This window comes from Acidovorax sp. 107, from assembly GCF_003058055.1.
Lineage (GTDB): Bacteria > Pseudomonadota > Gammaproteobacteria > Burkholderiales > Burkholderiaceae_C > Acidovorax.
Window position 1 is genome coordinate 1,255,496 of record NZ_QBTZ01000001.1, and the last position, 17,235, is coordinate 1,272,730.

At 62.3% G+C, this 17,235-nt stretch carries 19 protein-coding genes; 13 read left to right on the plus strand and 6 right to left on the minus strand.

The features are described from left to right. The 4 genes from C8C99_RS05930 to smpB all read right to left on the minus strand — a co-directional run bounded on the left by C8C99_RS05930 (window position 1) and on the right by smpB (window position 2,546). Complete coding sequence (locus C8C99_RS05930) at window positions 1-894, minus strand: anti-sigma factor (RefSeq protein WP_108625237.1); 894 nt, start codon at window positions 892-894, stop codon at window positions 1-3. 26 nt (window positions 895-920) lie between these two features. Continuing rightward, window positions 921-1,472 carry a sigma-70 family RNA polymerase sigma factor gene (locus C8C99_RS05935; protein WP_056645657.1) on the minus strand — a complete coding sequence of 184 codons (552 nt, stop codon included), beginning with the start codon at window positions 1,470-1,472 and terminating at the stop codon, window positions 921-923. Between the two features lie 34 nt (window positions 1,473-1,506). Next, window positions 1,507-1,872 carry a hypothetical protein gene (locus C8C99_RS05940; RefSeq protein ID WP_056645654.1) on the minus strand — a complete coding sequence of 122 codons (366 nt, stop codon included), beginning with the start codon at window positions 1,870-1,872 and terminating at the stop codon, window positions 1,507-1,509. A 200-nt stretch (window positions 1,873-2,072) separates the two neighbouring features. Continuing rightward, entirely contained in the window at window positions 2,073-2,546 is a 474-nt protein-coding gene (gene smpB / locus C8C99_RS05945) for an SsrA-binding protein SmpB (RefSeq protein ID WP_056645651.1), read from the minus strand. Window positions 2,547-2,676: 130 nt separating this feature from the next. Between smpB and C8C99_RS05950 the strand changes: the two genes are divergently transcribed. Both C8C99_RS05950 and C8C99_RS05955 read left to right on the plus strand, forming a co-directional pair. Beyond that, a complete protein-coding gene (locus tag C8C99_RS05950) occupies window positions 2,677-3,117 on the plus strand; it encodes a type II toxin-antitoxin system RatA family toxin (protein ID WP_056645647.1) in 441 nt (146 codons plus the stop codon). Next, window positions 3,110-3,475: an RnfH family protein gene (locus C8C99_RS05955; RefSeq protein WP_108625238.1), complete on the plus strand. Its 366-nt coding sequence runs from the start codon at window positions 3,110-3,112 to the stop codon at window positions 3,473-3,475. The genes C8C99_RS05950 and C8C99_RS05955 overlap by 8 nt, the downstream gene beginning before the upstream one ends. 42 nt (window positions 3,476-3,517) lie before the next feature. On the opposite strand, the gene C8C99_RS05960 is transcribed toward C8C99_RS05955, so the two are convergent. Beyond that, window positions 3,518-4,054, minus strand: a complete 537-nt coding sequence (locus tag C8C99_RS05960; protein ID WP_056645641.1) for a DUF4124 domain-containing protein — start codon at window positions 4,052-4,054, stop codon at window positions 3,518-3,520. A gap of 108 nt (window positions 4,055-4,162) precedes the next feature. On the opposite strand from C8C99_RS05960, the gene guaB reads away from it, so the two are divergent. From guaB to C8C99_RS05995, 7 genes are all read left to right on the plus strand, one after another. After that, on the plus strand, window positions 4,163-5,638 hold the full coding sequence (guaB, locus tag C8C99_RS05965) for an IMP dehydrogenase (RefSeq protein ID WP_056645638.1): 1,476 nt from the start codon (window positions 4,163-4,165) through the stop codon (window positions 5,636-5,638). A gap of 109 nt (window positions 5,639-5,747) precedes the next feature. Beyond that, window positions 5,748-6,038 (plus strand): type II toxin-antitoxin system Phd/YefM family antitoxin, encoded by a 291-nt coding sequence (locus C8C99_RS05970; protein WP_056645636.1) that lies wholly within the window; start codon window positions 5,748-5,750, stop codon window positions 6,036-6,038. Then, a complete protein-coding gene (locus tag C8C99_RS05975) occupies window positions 6,035-6,469 on the plus strand; it encodes a type II toxin-antitoxin system VapC family toxin (RefSeq protein ID WP_056645632.1) in 435 nt (144 codons plus the stop codon). The genes C8C99_RS05970 and C8C99_RS05975 overlap by 4 nt, the downstream gene beginning before the upstream one ends. 12 nt (window positions 6,470-6,481) lie before the next feature. Next, window positions 6,482-8,101: a glutamine-hydrolyzing GMP synthase gene (guaA, locus tag C8C99_RS05980; RefSeq protein WP_056645629.1), complete on the plus strand. Its 1,620-nt coding sequence runs from the start codon at window positions 6,482-6,484 to the stop codon at window positions 8,099-8,101. A 301-nt stretch (window positions 8,102-8,402) separates the two neighbouring features. Next, on the plus strand, window positions 8,403-9,659 hold the full coding sequence (locus C8C99_RS05985; protein ID WP_108625239.1) for a site-specific integrase: 1,257 nt from the start codon (window positions 8,403-8,405) through the stop codon (window positions 9,657-9,659). Window positions 9,660-9,719: 60 nt separating this feature from the next. Beyond that, window positions 9,720-9,995, plus strand: coding sequence for a hypothetical protein (locus C8C99_RS05990; RefSeq protein ID WP_108625240.1), 276 nt, complete (start codon window positions 9,720-9,722; stop codon window positions 9,993-9,995). A gap of 4 nt (window positions 9,996-9,999) precedes the next feature. After that, the gene (locus C8C99_RS05995; protein ID WP_108625241.1) at window positions 10,000-10,524 is read left to right on the plus strand and encodes an AlpA family transcriptional regulator; all 525 of its coding nucleotides are present in this window, start codon (window positions 10,000-10,002) and stop codon (window positions 10,522-10,524) included. 18 nt (window positions 10,525-10,542) lie between these two features. Here C8C99_RS05995 and C8C99_RS06000 read toward each other — a convergent pair whose 3' ends face one another. Next, window positions 10,543-10,917, minus strand: coding sequence for an AlpA family transcriptional regulator (locus tag C8C99_RS06000; RefSeq protein ID WP_233247315.1), 375 nt, complete (start codon window positions 10,915-10,917; stop codon window positions 10,543-10,545). Between the two features lie 573 nt (window positions 10,918-11,490). Between C8C99_RS06000 and C8C99_RS06005 the strand changes: the two genes are divergently transcribed. From C8C99_RS06005 to C8C99_RS06020, 4 genes are all read left to right on the plus strand, one after another. After that, the gene (locus C8C99_RS06005) at window positions 11,491-12,060 is read left to right on the plus strand and encodes a hypothetical protein (RefSeq protein ID WP_108625242.1); all 570 of its coding nucleotides are present in this window, start codon (window positions 11,491-11,493) and stop codon (window positions 12,058-12,060) included. A 77-nt stretch (window positions 12,061-12,137) separates the two neighbouring features. Beyond that, window positions 12,138-12,977, plus strand: a complete 840-nt coding sequence (locus C8C99_RS06010) for a competence protein CoiA (RefSeq protein ID WP_108625243.1) — start codon at window positions 12,138-12,140, stop codon at window positions 12,975-12,977. 336 nt (window positions 12,978-13,313) lie between these two features. After that, a complete protein-coding gene (locus tag C8C99_RS06015) occupies window positions 13,314-15,245 on the plus strand; it encodes an ATP-dependent endonuclease (protein ID WP_108625244.1) in 1,932 nt (643 codons plus the stop codon). Next, on the plus strand, window positions 15,242-17,161 hold the full coding sequence (locus C8C99_RS06020) for a UvrD-helicase domain-containing protein (RefSeq protein WP_108625245.1): 1,920 nt from the start codon (window positions 15,242-15,244) through the stop codon (window positions 17,159-17,161). Before C8C99_RS06015 ends, C8C99_RS06020 begins: the two co-directional genes overlap by 4 nt. Window positions 17,162-17,235: the final 74 nt, after the last annotated feature.

Consider the following 17,235-nt stretch of genomic DNA (forward strand, 5'->3'; position numbering starts at 1 on the left):
TCAGGGGTTCAACTGTTGGTAGACGAAGGTGGCCAGGGTCAGCAGCTCGGGGCGCGACAGCTGCCCGCTCAGCGCATAGCCAAAGCCTGCATCCGTCCAGTAAAAGCCAGGCACCGGGCCTTCCTGGGTGAACTGGAACGCAGTGGTGGGTGCTGCGGTGGGTGCTACCGGCTTGGCCTTGTTATCGTTGGCCGGGTGGGTCGGTACGGGCGCCAGGGCGCCCAGGTACAGCGTGATGCGCTGGCCGGTGCTGTTCTGGTACATGAACTGTGCACGCACGCCGGTGTCGCCGGGCAACAACCGGCCGCCCACCAGCTCGTAGCCTTGCGCGCCCAGCGCGGGCACTTTGAGAGGGCGATCCAGCCGCTTGGACAGCCATTGCACCAGGTGGTCTTGCTGGGCGGCTGTGACCTCAACCGGGTGACGCACTTCGGGTTGGTACACCGCGTGGGCGACCGAGGCCTGTTGGGCGAAGCGCTGCGCCGGTCCGGCAACCGCCTGCATGGTGCCTGGGCCTGCCGCGATGGTTTTGCCGGACATCCCCGCGGGCCACTGGCTGCGTCCTGTCCAGCCCAGCACAAAGGCCAGCAGCACCGAAGCGGCCATCCCACCCCAACGCCACCACTGCGTGTGTTGCTCTCGTCGATCTGTAGCACGCAACGCAGCGGCCAGCATGGCGTCGGGAACAGGGGCGTGGAGCAGGTCCTGATGCAGGGCGTGCAGCCGTTGCCGCTGCGCCTGCCAGTGAGACATGGTGGCCTGAGCCGCCTCGTTGCCCCGCAGTTGCTCACGCAGCGCCTGGGCCTGCGCCGGCGGCAACTGGCCGTCCACAAGGGCATGCCAGGCGCTGGTTTCGTCAGCGCGTGGTGGGGGGGCAGGGCGGGTCGTGTCCATGGTGGAGGAGGATCGGGGTCTGGGGACTATTTGAGGCGGCGCAGTGCAGGCGCTGTGCCTGCTGCTGGGCCTGCCGGGGCGCCTTGTGCAGCCTGGGCGGGGCCCTGCGTGGGCTCACGGTCCATCAGTGCGCGCAGGCGCATGCGGGCCCGCGAGAGACGTGACATGACGGTGCCCACCGGAACGCCGAGGATGCGCGCAGTGTCTTCGTAGCTCATGTCCTCCATGGCGACCAGCAGCAGTACGGCCCGCTGGTCTGCGGGCAGGCGCTGCAGGCAGCGCTCCAGGTCCAGCGCATCGTCTGAGGGCTCGCGGGCCCCGGGCAACTGGTCCTGAACGTCATCGATATCCACTGGCGCCAGCGCGGGCTGCGCGCGGCGCTGGTTGTGGTGCAGGTTGTGCATGAGCGTGAACAGCCATGCGCGCAGGTCAGTGCCGGTGCGCCACAGCAGCCATTTGCTGCAGGCCCGCTCCAGTGTGTCCTGCACTAGGTCGTCGGCGGCCCAGGCGTCCCCTGTCAACACCCGCGCGTAGCGGCGAAGGCCCGGCAGCTGTTCGATGACCTGGGTGCGGTTCATGCAGTGCGGAGCCTGTGCGGCTTTGAACGGGTTCTCAGGGCCGAGCGGTGTGCCAGACCTGGTTCACGCCATCACCCGTTTTGTCGCCGGGCTTGGTGTCCTTGATCCAGTAGTACAGGGGCTTGCCCTTGTAGGCCAGCTGGGTCTTGCCGTCGTCGCGGGTGATGACGCTGTAGTCGCCGCTGGGGGCCTTGCTGGCCATGAGCGGCGGCCAGTTGGTGGCGCAGGGGCCGTTGCACACCGATTTGCCGCTGCCCGTAGCGTCGCGGTCGAACGTGTAAAGCGTCATGCCGCCTGCGCCGACGAGTACGCCGTCCATGGTTTTCACGGGGCTGTCGGCCGCCATGGTGGAGCAGCCGGCAATGGCCAGGAACGCAGCAATGGAAAGGATCTTTTTCATGGTTTCTCCAGGTAGAAGAGGGATTGCAGATAACGGCACATACCGCCTTGCACCTCCACAAACACAAGGGCGCGGAGGTTTATTCCACCACGCATGAAAAAAAGTCGCTTGCATCAAAACTGGCGCGGCTCCAACCAGCGCCCCCGCGAAAGGGCCGGAAGCGTCCCTCTTTGGGGGCAGGTGCGTAGCACCTCCGGGGACTAACGATTCCTGCTCTTCATGGCGCGCTCCACTTCGCGCTTGCCTTCGCGGTCCTTGATGGTGTCGCGCTTGTCATGCTCTGCCTTGCCCTTGGCCAGTGCGATCTCGCATTTCACAAAGCCATTCTTCCAGTGCAGGTTGATGGGCACCAGGGTGTAGCCCTTTTGCTCGACCTTGCCAATCAGGCGCTTGATGTCATCCTTTTTGAGCAGCAGCTTCTTGGTGCGGGCCGATTCCGGGTTGACGTGGGTGGAGGCCGTCTTGAGCGGGAGGATCAGGCAGCCGAGCAGATACAGTTCGCCATCGCGGATCAGCACATAGCCGTCGGTAAGCTGGACTTTCCCCTCGCGCAGCGCCTTGACCTCCCAGCCGTGCAGCACCATGCCCGCCTCGTGGCGCTCTTCGAAGAAGTAGTTGTAGGCCGCCTTTTTGTTGTCGGCAATGCGGGAGGTGGGATCGGGTTTTTTGGCCATGTAGTTCAGATGCGGCGCCCTGCGGGAGATAAAAGATCTCCCTACATACAATTGTGGCCGTTCAGAGACCCGTGATTCTAGTTTCCCCGGCCCGCCTTTCTCGTCTGAAAGCCCCGCGCCTGCTGCCTGCATGAAAACCGTCCACAAGTCCGTCCTCATTTGGTACAGCCCCGAAGAGATGTTTGCCCTGGTCACCGGGGTGGAGCATTACCCCCAGTTCCTGCCCTGGTGCGACCGCGCTGCCGTGCTGGAGCAGACCAGTGACGGCATGACCGCTGAAGTAGGCATTGCGTTCAGCGGCATCCGTCAGACCTTTGTCACGCGCAACACCCATGAAGCGGGTAAGCGCGTACAGATGCATCTGGTGAACGGACCGTTTTCACGGCTGGATGGAGACTGGCACTTTCATGCCGTCGGGGACGGCACGCAGCGTGCGTGCAAGGTGGAACTGCTGCTGAACTACGGGTTTGACAGCGCTGCATTGGCCACGCTGGTGGGGCCGGTGTTCGACCGCATTGCAGGCAGCATGGTGGACGCTTTCGTCAAGCGCGCGGAGCAGGTCTATGGCTGAGGGTGGGGCGGGTGCCTCAAAGACACTCACGATTACCGTCGTCGTCTGTCTGGGCCCGCGCGAGGTACGTGAGCGGACCCTGGATCTGCCGGTGGGCTCCACGGTGGCGGATGCCCTGCGCGCCAGCTGCGCCATTGCCGGGCCGCCCATGCCGGAGGCCGAGGGCACGCAAGCATTGGGTATTTGGGGTCGCCCCGCCCGGTTGGATGCAGTATTGCAACCGCTGGACCGCGTGGAAATCTACCGATCTTTGAAAGTGGACCCCAAGGTGGCACGCCGGGAGCGTTTTGCCCGCCAGGGGGCGCGCACCACCGGGCTTTTTGCGCGCCGCCGACCGGGGGGCAAGTCCGGCTATTGATGAGGCTGTGCTGATCCGCCCAAGGGCGGAGCAGCATGCCACTTAGCGCACGCAGTCGCTCGCAACGATGTCGTCGATGCGTTTGGCCTCGGCCGCGCGGGCGGGGCCGTCCAGGAAGATTTTTTCGCCTTGCGCATTGGCTTGCGTGATGGGCTTTCCGGCATCAAACGCTGCCTTGGCCGCGCGTGCACGTGTGCAGTTGTCGGCCTTGGCTTTGGCGATCTTTTCGTCCTCGGCCTTTTTCTTGGCGGCCTCGGCGGCCTCTGCCTGGGCCTTCTTCTCTTCCAGCTCCTTGTCCTTGCCGGCCCCCGGGGCGCTGGCTGCGGCCTTGGGGACTGCGGCTACTGCTGGCGTTGCACCCGCAGCCGCGTCGGAGGCAGCTGGCGCAGCAGGGGCTGCCGCACGTGCCGCACGGTTGCCGCCCGGCTGCTTCAGGATGCTTTTTTCGGGAATATCGGGCGGTGGTGGGCGATCGCTGAAGACCTTGCGTCCGTCTTTGTCCGTCCACTGCCATTGCGCCGCCGCGCCCATGGCCCAGGTGCAGGCCACGGCCAGCAGGAGAAGCTTGTGCATTTTCATGCGGACAAGTTTATCCATGTGATTCCCCCCCCGCCAGTGCGTTGCATAGGGGTGGGCGCGTTTTTGCCACACGCGGCGCGGGTACAATCCGTTTTTTGGAGCTTTCTCATGCGCCTTCTTGGAAAAGCGCTCACCTTCGACGATGTGTTGCTGGTGCCAGCGTACTCCCAGGTCCTGCCCAAGGACACGTCCCTCGCGACGAAACTCTCCCGCAATATCCAGCTGAACCTGCCGCTCGTGTCCGCCGCCATGGACACTGTGACTGAAGCACGTCTGGCCATCGCCATCGCCCAGGAGGGCGGCATTGGCATCGTGCACAAGAACCTCACCGCGCAAGAGCAGGCCGCCCATGTGGCCAAGGTCAAGCGCTATGAGTCCGGCGTGCTGCGCGACCCTGTGGTCATCACCCCTGAGCACACCGTGCTGCAGGTGCTGCAGCTGTCCGAGCAACTGGGCATTTCGGGCTTCCCCGTGTGCGACGGTGGCAAGGTGGTCGGCATCGTCACGGGACGCGATCTGCGCTTTGAGACTCGCTATGACGTCAAGGTCCACCAGATCATGACCCCGCGCGAGAAGCTCATCACGGTCAATGAAAAAGAGGGCACGACGCCTGCTCAGGCCAAGGCGCTGCTCAACAAGCACAAGCTCGAACGCATCTTGGTCGTGAACGACGCCTTCGAGCTCAAGGGCCTGATCACGGTGAAGGACATCACCAAGCAAACCAGCTTCCCCAACGCCGCGCGCGATGCCGCTGGCCGCCTGCGCGTGGGTGCAGCGGTAGGTGTGGGCGAGGGCACCGAAGAACGCGTCGAAGCCCTCGTTAAGGCGGGTGTCGATGCCATCGTGGTGGATACGGCCCACGGCCACAGCAAGGGCGTGATCGACCGCGTGCGCTGGGTCAAGCAGAACTACCCGCAGATCGATGTGATCGGCGGCAACATCGCCACCGGCGCGGCCGCACTGGCGCTGGTCGAGGCTGGTGCTGATGCGGTCAAGGTTGGTATCGGCCCCGGCTCCATCTGCACCACCCGCATCGTGGCGGGCGTGGGCGTGCCCCAGATCATGGCGATCGACAGCGTGGCCACGGCCCTCAAGGGCACAGGCGTGCCGCTGATCGCTGACGGCGGCATCCGCTACAGCGGCGACATCGCCAAGGCCCTGGCTGCAGGTGCAGGCACGGTGATGATGGGCGGCATGTTTGCGGGCACCGAAGAAGCTCCCGGCGAGGTCATCCTGTTCCAGGGTCGCAGCTACAAGAGCTACCGCGGCATGGGCAGCATCGGCGCCATGCAACAGGGCAGCGCTGACCGCTACTTCCAGGAGTCCAGCACCGGCAACCCGAATGCCGACAAGCTCGTTCCAGAAGGTATCGAAGGCCGCGTGCCCTACAAGGGCTCGATGGTTTCCATCGTTTACCAGATGGCAGGCGGTGTGCGTGCCTCCATGGGTTATTGCGGCTGCGCCACCATCGAGGACATGAACAACAAGGCCGAGTTCGTCGAGATCACCACCGCCGGTATCCGCGAAAGCCATGTGCACGATGTGCAGATTACCAAGGAAGCGCCTAACTATCGCGCTGACTGATCGTTGTTGATCTAATCTGGCCTGATTGAAAAAATCTGGTCAGACTGATATAGTCTGGTCTGAATTCATTGTTCAGGCCAGACTTTTCTTTTTTGGGGTCCGCGTTTCCATGCAGTCCGTTGGTATCTACGAAGCCAAGAGCCGGTTCTCCGCCCTGATCGAGCTGGTCGAGCAGGGTGAAGAAGTGCGCATCACCCGCCACGGCAAAGAGGTGGTGCGCATGCTGCCCGTGCGTCGCCGGCCCGTGATCACCGACGAGCAGATCGCCCGCGAGCTGGGGCAGATTGACGCGCTGCATGCCACGGTTCGCCCCGCAGTCGGGGCGAACCCTACCGATACTTTGCGCTCCGCAGGCGAGGCCTTGGATGCCTTGCGCCGCAAGGGCCGGAGCACTGCATGACCGCCTTTGTCCTCGACGCCTCCGTCACCGCCGCCTGGCTGCTGCCCGACGCGGCCAGCGAACACACCCGCCGCCTGTACACCCTGATCCGCCGCGACGAGGTCGAACCCCAGGCCCCCAACCTGTGGCACTGGGAGTGCCACAACATCCTTGCCAGTGGCGTGCACAGTGGCCGTATCCCCGCAGCGTCCGTTGAAGGCTTGTGGGGCGTGCTCGAAGCCATCCGACATCGGGTGGAACTGCATGAGCTTGCACCTGCCCAGCACAAGGCCGTGCTGGACGTGGCATTGGAAACGGGCCTGCCTACTTTTGACGCCGCCTACCTGTGGCTCGCGCGCTCGCTGCGCCTTCCGCTGGCTACCTTCGACACTCAGCAGATCGCTGCCGCACGGCGCAGCGGTGTACCCCTTCTCGACCTTTCCAGCCTCTGACGGACCACCACCATGCAACACCAGAAAATCCTCATCCTCGATTTCGGCTCGCAAGTCACCCAGCTCATCGCGCGTCGCGTGCGTGAGGCCAACGTGTACTGCGAAGTGCACCCCTGTGACGTGACGGACGAGTGGGTGCGTGACTACGCCAAGGACGGTTCGCTCAAGGGCATCATTCTTTCGGGCAGCCACGCCAGTGTGTACGAGGACACCACCGACAAGGCCCCTCAGGCCGTGTTTGAACTGGGACTGCCCGTGCTGGGCATCTGCTATGGCATGCAGACCATGGCGCACCAGCTGGGCGGCAAGGTCGAAGGCGGCCACAAGCGCGAGTTCGGCTTTGCCGCCGTGCGCGCACGCGGTCACACAGCCTTGCTCAAGGACATTGCCGACTTCACCACCCCCGAAGGCCACGGCATGCTGAACGTGTGGATGAGCCACGGCGACAAGGTCACTGAGCTGCCCCCGGGCTTCAAGCTCATGGCCAGCACCGAGAGCTGCCCCATCGCCGGCATGGCCGACGAAGACCGCCGCTTCTATGCCGTGCAGTTCCACCCCGAAGTCACGCACACCGTGCAGGGCCGGGCGCTGCTGGATCGTTTTGTGCTCGGCATTTGTGGCACCTCGCCCGACTGGGTCATGCGCGACCACATCGCCGAGGCCGTCGAGCAGATCCGCCAGCAGGTGGGCGATGAGGAAGTGATCCTGGGTCTGTCGGGCGGTGTGGATTCGTCCGTTGCCGCAGCTCTGATCCACCGCGCCATCGGCGACCAGCTCACCTGCGTGTTTGTGGACCACGGCCTGCTGCGCCTGAACGAAGGCGACATGGTCATGGACATGTTCGTGGGCAAGCTGCACGCCAAGGTCATCCGCGTGGACGCCAGCGACCTGTTCTTGGGCAAGCTGGCAGGAGTCAGCGAGCCCGAACAAAAGCGCAAGATCATCGGTGGCCTGTTCGTGGATGTGTTCAAGGCCGAAGCCGCCAAGCTCAAGGCGGCAGGCAATGGCGCCAAGGGAGCCACGTTCCTGGCCCAGGGCACCATCTACCCCGACGTGATCGAATCCGGTGGCGCCAAGAGCAAGAAGGCCGTCACCATCAAGAGTCACCACAATGTGGGCGGCCTGCCCGAGCAGCTGGGCCTCAAGCTGCTGGAGCCGCTGCGCGACCTGTTCAAGGACGAAGTGCGCGAGCTTGGCGTGGCCCTGGGCTTGCCGCCCGAGATGGTCTACCGCCATCCCTTCCCCGGCCCCGGCTTGGGCGTGCGCATCTTGGGTGAAGTGAAGAAGGAATACGCCGACCTGTTGCGCCGCGCCGACGCGATCTTCATCGAAGAGTTGCGCAACTTTGTGGACGAGGCCAGCGGCAAGACTTGGTACGACCTCACCAGCCAGGCCTTCACCGTGTTCCTGCCCGTCAAGAGCGTGGGCGTGATGGGCGACGGCCGCACCTACGACTACGTGGTGGCCCTGCGCGCCGTGCAGACCAGCGATTTCATGACCGCCGACTGGGCCGAGCTGCCGTACGCGCTGCTTAAGAAGGTGTCGGGCCGCATCATCAACGAGGTGCGTGGCATCAACCGCGTGACCTACGACGTGAGCAGCAAGCCGCCAGCGACGATTGAGTGGGAATGAAATCAGGTCCTTCGGGGACTATTGCCACCTATCGAAAATCCGACGTAACGTATTGATTTCAAAGGAAATACGTCACGAAAGCTATCGGTGACTATCGCCGGGCAGCGAAACGGATTGACGGTAGAGGTGACGGTAGAAACCGGAGGCCGGATTAAGACCTCCTTGTTGACTATCGAGACCAAATCGGTCTTTGACGGTAAATCACTCCTCTGGAAAGCTTGTTTCATGCGGCTTTCCAGGCATCAGCAGGTCTCCTGACCCCTGACGGTAAAAGCCGTCATGAACAGGAGGAAAAACCTCGATGCTTACCGACACCGCACTGCGCAATTTGAAGCCTAAGTCCTTGACTTATAAGGCTTCTGACCGGGATGGGATGTACGTGACGGTATCGCCCACCGGTACCGTCACCTTCCGCTTCGATTACCGTCTCAACGGGCGCCGCGAGACCCTGACCATCGGCCGCTACGGACCGGCGGGGATTTCGCTGGCGATGGCCCGTGAAAAGCTGCTGGACGCGAAGAAGGCCGTCGCCCAGGGCAAGTCTCCGGCGTACGAGAAACAGCGCGAGAAGCGCCGCCTGACCGCCGCCAAGAACTTTGGCGACATGACAGCCCAATGGCTGGCCGGCGCCCGGATGGCCGACAGCACGCGAGCGATGCGCAAGAGCATCGTTGATCGGGACATCCTGCCGGCGTTCCAGAACCGCCTGCTCAACGAAATCACCGCCGATGACTTGCGCGCCTTGTGCGGCAAGGTGAAGGGGAGGGGCGCCCCGGCCACCGCGGTGCATGTCCGCGACATCGTGAAGCAGGTCTATGCCTTCGCCATCCTGCATGGGGAGAAGGTGGACAACCCCGCGGCCGACGTGGGCGCGGCCTCAATTGCGACCTTCGTACCCAAGGACCGTGCCTTGTCGCCGTTGGAGATCCGTTTGATGTCGCGGCAGATGGAGTCGGTGGCCACGTATCCAACCATCCGTCTGGCGCTGCGCATGATCCTGCTGACGCTCGTGCGCAAGAGCGAGCTGATCGAGGCCACCTGGGACGAGGTTGATTTCGCGAACGCGACCTGGACCATTCCGAAGCAGCGGATGAAGGGGCGCAATCCGCATGTGGTCTACCTGTCGCGCCAGGCGCTGGACATCCTGGTGGCACTGCACACCTGCGCGGCTGGCTCGAAATTCGTGCTGCCGTCCCGATACGACTCCGACCGTTGCATGTCTCACGCGACCCTCAACCGGGTCACTCAGATCGTGGCGCAGCGGGCCAAGGCCGCAGGCCTGCCTCTGGAGCCGTTCACCGTCCACGATCTGCGCCGCACGGGCTCGACGCTGCTCAACGAGATCGGGTTCAACCGCGACTGGATTGAGAAGTGCCTTGCGCACGAGGAGGGGCGTTCCTCGCGCTCGATCTACAACAAGGCCGAGTACGCCGAGCAGCGGCGCCACATGCTGCAGGAGTGGGCCAGCATGGTCGATGCCTGGATTGACGGGCAGACCTATGTGCCAAAACTGATGCCGGACAACGTCGTCGTGCCGGTGTTGAGTGCGTTGGCCTGAAGCAGTGCCAAGGTTGTCACTTGACAACCTTGGCAATCATTCCCATACTGGAGACTGTTGATGGCCCGTTCCTCTCATCCGAAGAAAGAGGTCGAGGAAGCACTCAGGCATGCCGAAGGGCAGGGTTGGCGCGTGGAAGTCGGCGGCAGCCATGCCTGGGGGCGGATTTACTGCCCGTACAACGACGCGGAATGCCGTTGCGGCGAGTTCTGTATCACTAGCGTGTGGAGCACGCCGAAGAACCCAGGGAACCACGCACGCGCCTTGCGGCGGGTCGTGGACAACTGCACGACGCACCGCACGCAGCAGGAGGCGGCCGACGATGCCGAGGAATAGCGCGATGGAATACACCTTCACCTTGAAATACCAGCTCGCTGATGATGACCGTGACCCGGATGGGCTGGTCGAGCGCTTGGGCGAAGCTGGCTGCGACGATGCCCTGGTCGGCATCGGGCAGCCAGGGCGGCTCGCGCTGGAGTTCACTCGCGAGGCGGACAGTGCGGACGCGGCCGTGCGCAGCGCGCTGGCGGACGTGCGGTGTGCCGCACCGTCGGCCAGTCTGATCGAGGTCGCGCCGGATCTGGTTGGGCTGACCGATGTGGCCGACATCGTGGGCGTGTCGCGGCAGAACATGCGCAAGCTGATGCTGGCCCATCCCGGCAGCTTCCCGACGCCGGTGCATGAGGGCACTGCGTCGATCTGGCACTTGGCAGATGTGTTGGCCTGGCTGCAGGCCAAGGGCAACTACTCGCTGGCCAAGGACGTTCTGGAGGTGGCGCGCGCGGCCTTGCAGGTCAATGTGGCCAAGGAGGGGCGGCGCCTATCGCGCTCGGCTTCCAAGGAGTTGGAAGCTCTTGTTGGATGAGGGGGTCCGTCGTCGGCCTCATTCCTGACCGGAACCCGCCCGAACAGGGCGGGTTTTTCGTAGGTGGACATCCGGCTTACCCGCGCTGATGCGAGGAGCTTGCTTGCGCTCCTCAATCCAGGCCTCCACTTCGGCCAGGTCCCATACCACGCAGCGCGGCGTCAGATTGAAGCGCCGGGGGAACTCGCCGCGGCGCTCCATTTCGTAGATGGTCGTTTCGGCCAACGGGACGATTTGCCGCAGCTCATGGCGGCGGATGGTGCGGCGGAAGGGCAGAACGCCGTGCTTCGGGAACTGCGGGAGATCGCCGTAGGCGCTTGAGCCAGGCAGCGGGAGGGCTGCGGGCTGCGGGCGTATCTGAGCGGCGTTGTCTCGGCCGATTTTCCCTGACAGGTTTTTTTCCACGTCGAACTCCGTGAGTGTTCGGCGACGCATGACTCGCCATCGCCTGAAGGTATGGTGGCTTTCATTGGCTATCGGGGAAACTCACAGGAGCGTAGATGGGCGTACTGAGGACCGACGGTCCCCGAGATTGACTACAAGGGTGTTCCGAAGGTCACGCCAGGAACAGAGAGTTGCGGACTTGAGCTTGTAGATGTGTACTTGTGGGTGTTCCGTCGTGCGTTAGAAGAGAAAGAACTCGCCCCCGAACTTTGGCAGCTAGTCGAGCCACAAATGCGACGCGGGAGAACCGATGAGATTTCTCTTGCCGCCATCGAAAGGCGCTGGACTCGTTGGTTCGAGGAACTGCCTGAGCCTACTGAAATGCAAATGGTGCGAGGACGCGAACTGACAGCCCTGCATGAAGCTCGTCGCCTTCAAGGTATGCAGAGCTCACAGTGAGCTTTGCTAACGGGCCGTGTCGTTAATGGTGGGTGGTTGCGCTGGCAACAGGGCTTATGCCGAACTGGCGCAAACTGTCGGGATGACGGTCAAAAATCAGAAGGCGAGAGCCGAGGAGCCATCGTGAGTGATTGGGAGTTTCTCTACGAAATGCGCGAGCGCGGCTACAGCGCCGAGGATATCGCTGAAGCCGCGAGTTCTGGGGTTGCCCCTTGGGAATGGCAATACGTCGACAGAGAGTGGGCCGACGAGCAGCTCGAAAACGTGCTCAAGGAGGATGCTCGCTCAATCCAGCCTGTTGGAAGCAGAGACGGCTTTCCGTTCAGCATCGTGGAACAGGCGGAAATCTTCCGAGATCTAGTTGACTGCGCGGCACGGCATTTTGCGAACACTGGGCGATACCTACAGGTGTGGGGCGAACTCGGAGAAATCTACGCTGAGATCAAGTTTGGGCTTCGCCGCCACGCGACCCATGCGCCGGGATCGGACGGAACGATTGGTGGCAAGCTTGTCGAAGTGAAGACCATCTCGCCAGAGAAAACCAGCGACCGTGCATCGGTCAAAAGTCAAGGTAACTTCGAGCAGTTGCTTATCGTCCGCATTGATCGCGACTTCCAGTTTCGAGGGAAGCTTTTCGACCGTAGTGAGCTGAAGGGCGGTGCAGGCAAGCTTCTCCACGGGCGGCTTGCCTGATGCACGGGCCGAGCAAGCAATAAAGCAGTGAGCACCTCGACCAGTTGCCCGACGGGGCCTCACCTCATGGAGGATCAATGCAATTCGCATTAGTCGAGGGTGTGAGGCGCGAGGCGTTCCCGAGCGGCAGAGGCGTGTGCCCTCAGTGTGGCCGGGGATCTATCGCCAAATGCGGGCCGCGCATCATTCACCACTGGGCACATGAAGGACGCCGAGATTGCGACTCTTGGTGGGAGAACGAAACGGAGTGGCACCGGCACTGGAAAAGCCAGTTTCCAAAAGACTGGCTCGAAGTCTCGCACGTGGCTCCCGACGGCGAAATCCATCGCGCCGACATCAAGACGCCAAACGGTATCGTCATTGAGGTGCAGCATTCGGCGATGACTGACGCCGAGCGTCTGTCTCGCGAGATGTTTTATCAAAACCTAGTGTGGGTCATTGATGGTCGAGGCTTCCGCGACAACTTCGACATCTACCACCTGTTGCCCGATCCTTCCTCCGAGGTCGCTTCAGATCTCGTGTGGGAAAAGGCGAGCAGGCCCATGCAAGGCGCAGCGCGCGGCATCTTCTATCGCTTCACGGAATGTCTGGCTGAGGATCCCTCTGTAACACGGGCAGCGATCAGGGGAGGATGGATCCACGGGATTGCTGAGATTGAAGAGGAGGTCAATGCTGCCTATCGTGGACATCACCAGTATGACTGGGTGAGGCCTCGGCGGACCTGGCTGGATGCAGTCTGCCCCGTCTACATCGACTTCGGCGCTGATCGGGACTACCTCGCGCGTCTTGAGGTCTACGACGAAACGGGCCTGCGGTGTATCCGTCTGATCTCGAAACGGAAGTTCGTCTTTGATGCAATGCACGAGCGGCTGGCAACGGCCATCGGCACGCGCTACTTTCCACTGCCGAAGGCCTGACCCAGGCCGGAAGCGTCCATCAGGGCAACTGCCGCCTACGGTTCTCGCAAGTGGCGCGGTCGGGACGCGCATCGCTCCAGTTCTTGAACTGTTCCCCAACTCGCCTGAGCGGCTCAACCAAGCCGCACATTGACGCCCGAGGAGGGGCGGCACAAAACGGGTCACGATTCCATCCCCAGTGAAAAAAATTCCAAGTTCAGTGAAAGCCGACAATTGCGCGGCATCGGCTGTGTCGCTACGCGCCGATGCAAACTTCTCAGCGCATTTTGTTACATTGCCTCTCACTGTGGTTCGACATGGGGCACACAAAGAATGCAATTCAAGGAGGGGACATAGATGCATCTACAGCGAATCCGTGCGCAGAATTTCCGCGCCTTCGGCGATGGCAAAACTGCGCCGCACCTTGACTGGACTTTGTCGCCGGGTTTGAACATCCTGATCGGCGAGAACGACGCGGGCAAAACCGCTGTCGTCGATGCCATTCGCCACATCCTGTGGACCACGAGCTACGAGTTTGTGCGACTGTTCGAACAGGATTTTCACATTCATGGTGACACCCGCGCCCAGTCGATGTTTATCGAAGCCACTCTGGTTGACCTGAACGCTGACCAGGAAGCTGCGGTGCTTGAATGGCTCACATACGAAGCCGATGGAAGCCGCAGCCTCGTGTTGCATCTGCAGGCGCGGTGGATACCCCCGAAGGAAAACAAGCGTGGGCGTGTGGACGTCGTCACGCGAGCTTGCCGCGACGGCATAGGTCCTGAGATTGGCAATGTCGTGCGAGAGCTCGTACGAGCCACCTACTTGCGCCCACTCCGCGACGCAGAGGCCGAGTTGAAGCCCGCGCGCCAATCCCGGCTGTCACAGATTCTCGGTGCGCACAAGAGCATCGCCGGCCAGGAGAAAAACGACTTCGAGGAGGCAGATCCAGCCAAGATTCCAGAGAACCTTGTCGGCCTGATGGCCTTCACCCAGCACTACCTGGGAAAGCATCCGGTCATCAAGGGCGTCCAGGACGACATCAACAACAACTATCTCGGTAAGTTCGCGTTCGCTGGTGACAAGCTCGAATCACGTATCCAGATTGCACCCGACCTCGGACTGCAGCCCATTCTTGAGAAGTTCGAGTTGGGACTGTTGCCGTCGGACGGCATCAATTCCGATGAGCGATGCGGACGGGGCCTGGGCTACAACAATGCGCTCTTCATGGCCACTGAGCTGGTTCTGCTCCGTGATGGTGACGAACTCGCCCTCCTGCTTATCGAGGAGCCCGAGGCCCACCTTCACCCGCAGTTGCAGGAGCGAGTCCAGGAGCTGCTGGAACAGAGCGCGAACAAGCCGCTAGATGGCAAGCGCCCGGTTCAGGTCGTGATGACCACGCACAGCCCCTCGCTGGCCGCCGGCGCCGACATCGCCTCAATGACCCTAGTGCACCGGGCGCAGCTATATAGCCTTGCGCACGAGATGACGAAGCTAAAAAAGAACGACTACGAATTTCTGCGTCGATTCTTGGACGCCACCAAGGCGAATCTGTTCTTCGCCAGGGGCGTCGCCGTCGTAGAAGGTCCAGCTGAGGCGCTGCTGCTTCCTGCTCTGGCCAAGGCCTGCGGAATGTCGTTCTCGAAACACGGATTAGCAGTGGTCAATGTTGGCGGCATCGGTCTGTACCACTATGCCCGCATTCTTCAGCGTGCGAAGGAAGACGAGGTCATTCCAATTCCAGTGGCCTGTCTGACTGACCGCGACGTCGTCCCGGACGCGGCCAATGATTACATCGACAAGCCAAAGAACGGCAACAAGCGTTTCGACGCTGACTACTCCCCCGAGGAGCTGGCGGCTTTGGTGAAAGCGAAGGTTGATCGCGCGGCCGGCGGGAAGACCATCGTCTGCGTGTCGGACCGGTGGACCTTCGAATATGACTTGGCGCGCTACGGCTGCGGCGAATTGATGTTCATGGCGATTCAGCTGGCCGTGAAGGCTGATGCCAAGGGCGAGCGGCTCGACGAGGCGGACGAACTGCTCGCTATGGCCGCGGCGCATGACGAGTGGGAGGCGCTCAGCAAGGCCGGTCACACCGAGGACGCGCTCGCCGCCCTCATTTACAAGCCCCTGGCAACTCGTAAGGCCTCGAAAGCAGTGGCTGCGCAGTACGCCGCCCACCTGATTGAGACGGGAAACTACGGCAAGGATGCCGCGCTCTTCGAGAAGTTGCCGCCCTACCTGAAGGACGCGCTGAACTGGCTGACCGGGAAGGCCGGCGCGGCATGACCATCCCATTGATTACGCCGGAAGACCTGGCCGAGCTTCAGTTCCTCACTCCCGACCTAGACTTCACCGATGCCGAACGACAAGCCGTCTTGCTCGCGGCCGGCCCCAGCGACGTTAACGCCGCACCTGGTAGCGGCAAGACCACCGTTCTCGCCGCCAAGCTCCTGCTCCTCGCTCGCCAGTGGCCGCACGACAGGCGCGGCATCTGCGTTCTGAGCCACACGAACGTTGCGCGGGAGGAGATTGAACGGCGCCTTGGAGCCACTGCAGTCGGCGCGAGACTCCTGACTTACCCGCACTTCATCGGGACCATTCACGGGTTCGTAGATCGCTTTCTTGCGCTACCGGCACTGCGCAGCCTTGGGCTCACAGTCGATGTCATAGACGACGACATTTTTGCCAAGAAGGCCATCGCTCGGGCGATGAAGAAGCCTTCCCTGTGGGGTTGGGCGCAGAACGACGAAGGGGTCAAACCGCTGGTGGGCGGGCTGGTCTACAGAGGCGCGGACCTTGTGCTGGACAGCGAGGGAGGGACGCTTCCCAAGACCACCGCGAAGAGCTATCCACTGCTCACGGAAATCAAGGAACAGCTGACAAGCGAGGGAGTCTTTCGGTACGCGGACATGTTCGCGTTCGCAGAAATGCTGCTCACGAACTTCCCCGACATCAAGGTGCAGCTCTCGCGTAGGTTCCCGCTGGTCTACCTGGATGAGATGCAGGACACCTCCTGGGAACAGGAAGCCTTGCTCGCGCGGCTGTTCGACGAGTCGGTGGTTGTCCAGCGATACGGCGACCTCAATCAGCGCATCCTCGTCGGCAAGGGCGACTTTGCTCAGTTGAGCTTCCCCAGAGAGGGCGCGCTTCCGATAAGCACCAGCAAGAGATTTGGACCTGAGATTGCCGCCGCGGTGTCGGGCGTGCGTGTGGGTGGAAACGCCGTTGTAGGTACCGCGGCGGATGTTCACCCGCCCACATTGATGACGTACACGACCGAGCGAGTAGGCGATGTGCTCAATCGTTTCGGCAATCTGGTACTAGACCGATTCAACGACGAGCAGCTTCGCCGTGGGCACATCAAGGCGCTCTGTACCCGCAAGCAGGGCGACGCCAAGCAGCAGACACCCGGACGAACGCTGCTGGACTATTGGCCTGCCTACCTTGAGCAGTCCAAGGGTAATGGCGGACGTTCCGAGCGTTTGTGGTCGCTACTGAGCCAGTCGGCTGAACTGCGGGTTGGCGGCATCTCCATGCACTCACGCGCGGCCGACGCGAAGCGGGCCGTCGTGCTGGTGCTCCGTGCAGCGGACTCGCCCCACATCAAAGGGCTGCGCGACGGGTCTCAGCTTTTCAGACGTCTGGCTGATGCTGGCCAAGATGTGAAGGGCATTCGTCGGCTATGCAGGGAGTTGGCAACCGCTTCAAACCTGGGTGCTGCCGAAGCCGGGCGCGCCAAGGCAGTCGAGTTGTTCACCCAATACCTTCATCCGCTGCTGCCTGTCGGCATGTCCACCGCGAAGTTTCAGGCCCTGCCTGTGTTCCAGGCACCAGAAATGCAGCCTGAACAAGAAGCCAACCAGCGGGCATGCCAAGTTAAGCGTGGCGACCGGTTGGTTGAGATCGAGATTGGCACCGTGGCGTCAATGAAGGGTGAAACCCACCTTGCTACCCTGGTTCTGGAGTCGCTCGGGCACCCCAGCCGCCGCTTCGATCTGGCAGAGGCTCTGCCGGTGCTGGCGGGCCTCAAGTTGCGTGACCCCAAAATGTCCGAGTCCATCCTTTCGCAGTTCCGCAACCTTTACGTGGGCATGTCCAGACCGACGAGCTTTCTGTGCTTGGCGGTCAATCAAACACGGGTCTCGGCCGACTGCATCGTGGCGCTACAAGGTAAGGGATGGGTCGTAGAGACTTTGGCCTAGATTTCGACCTCCCGAGCGATGCAGCATTGCTGTGCAGCATGACCGCGTAGTGATCACCATACGGTAGTCAGGTG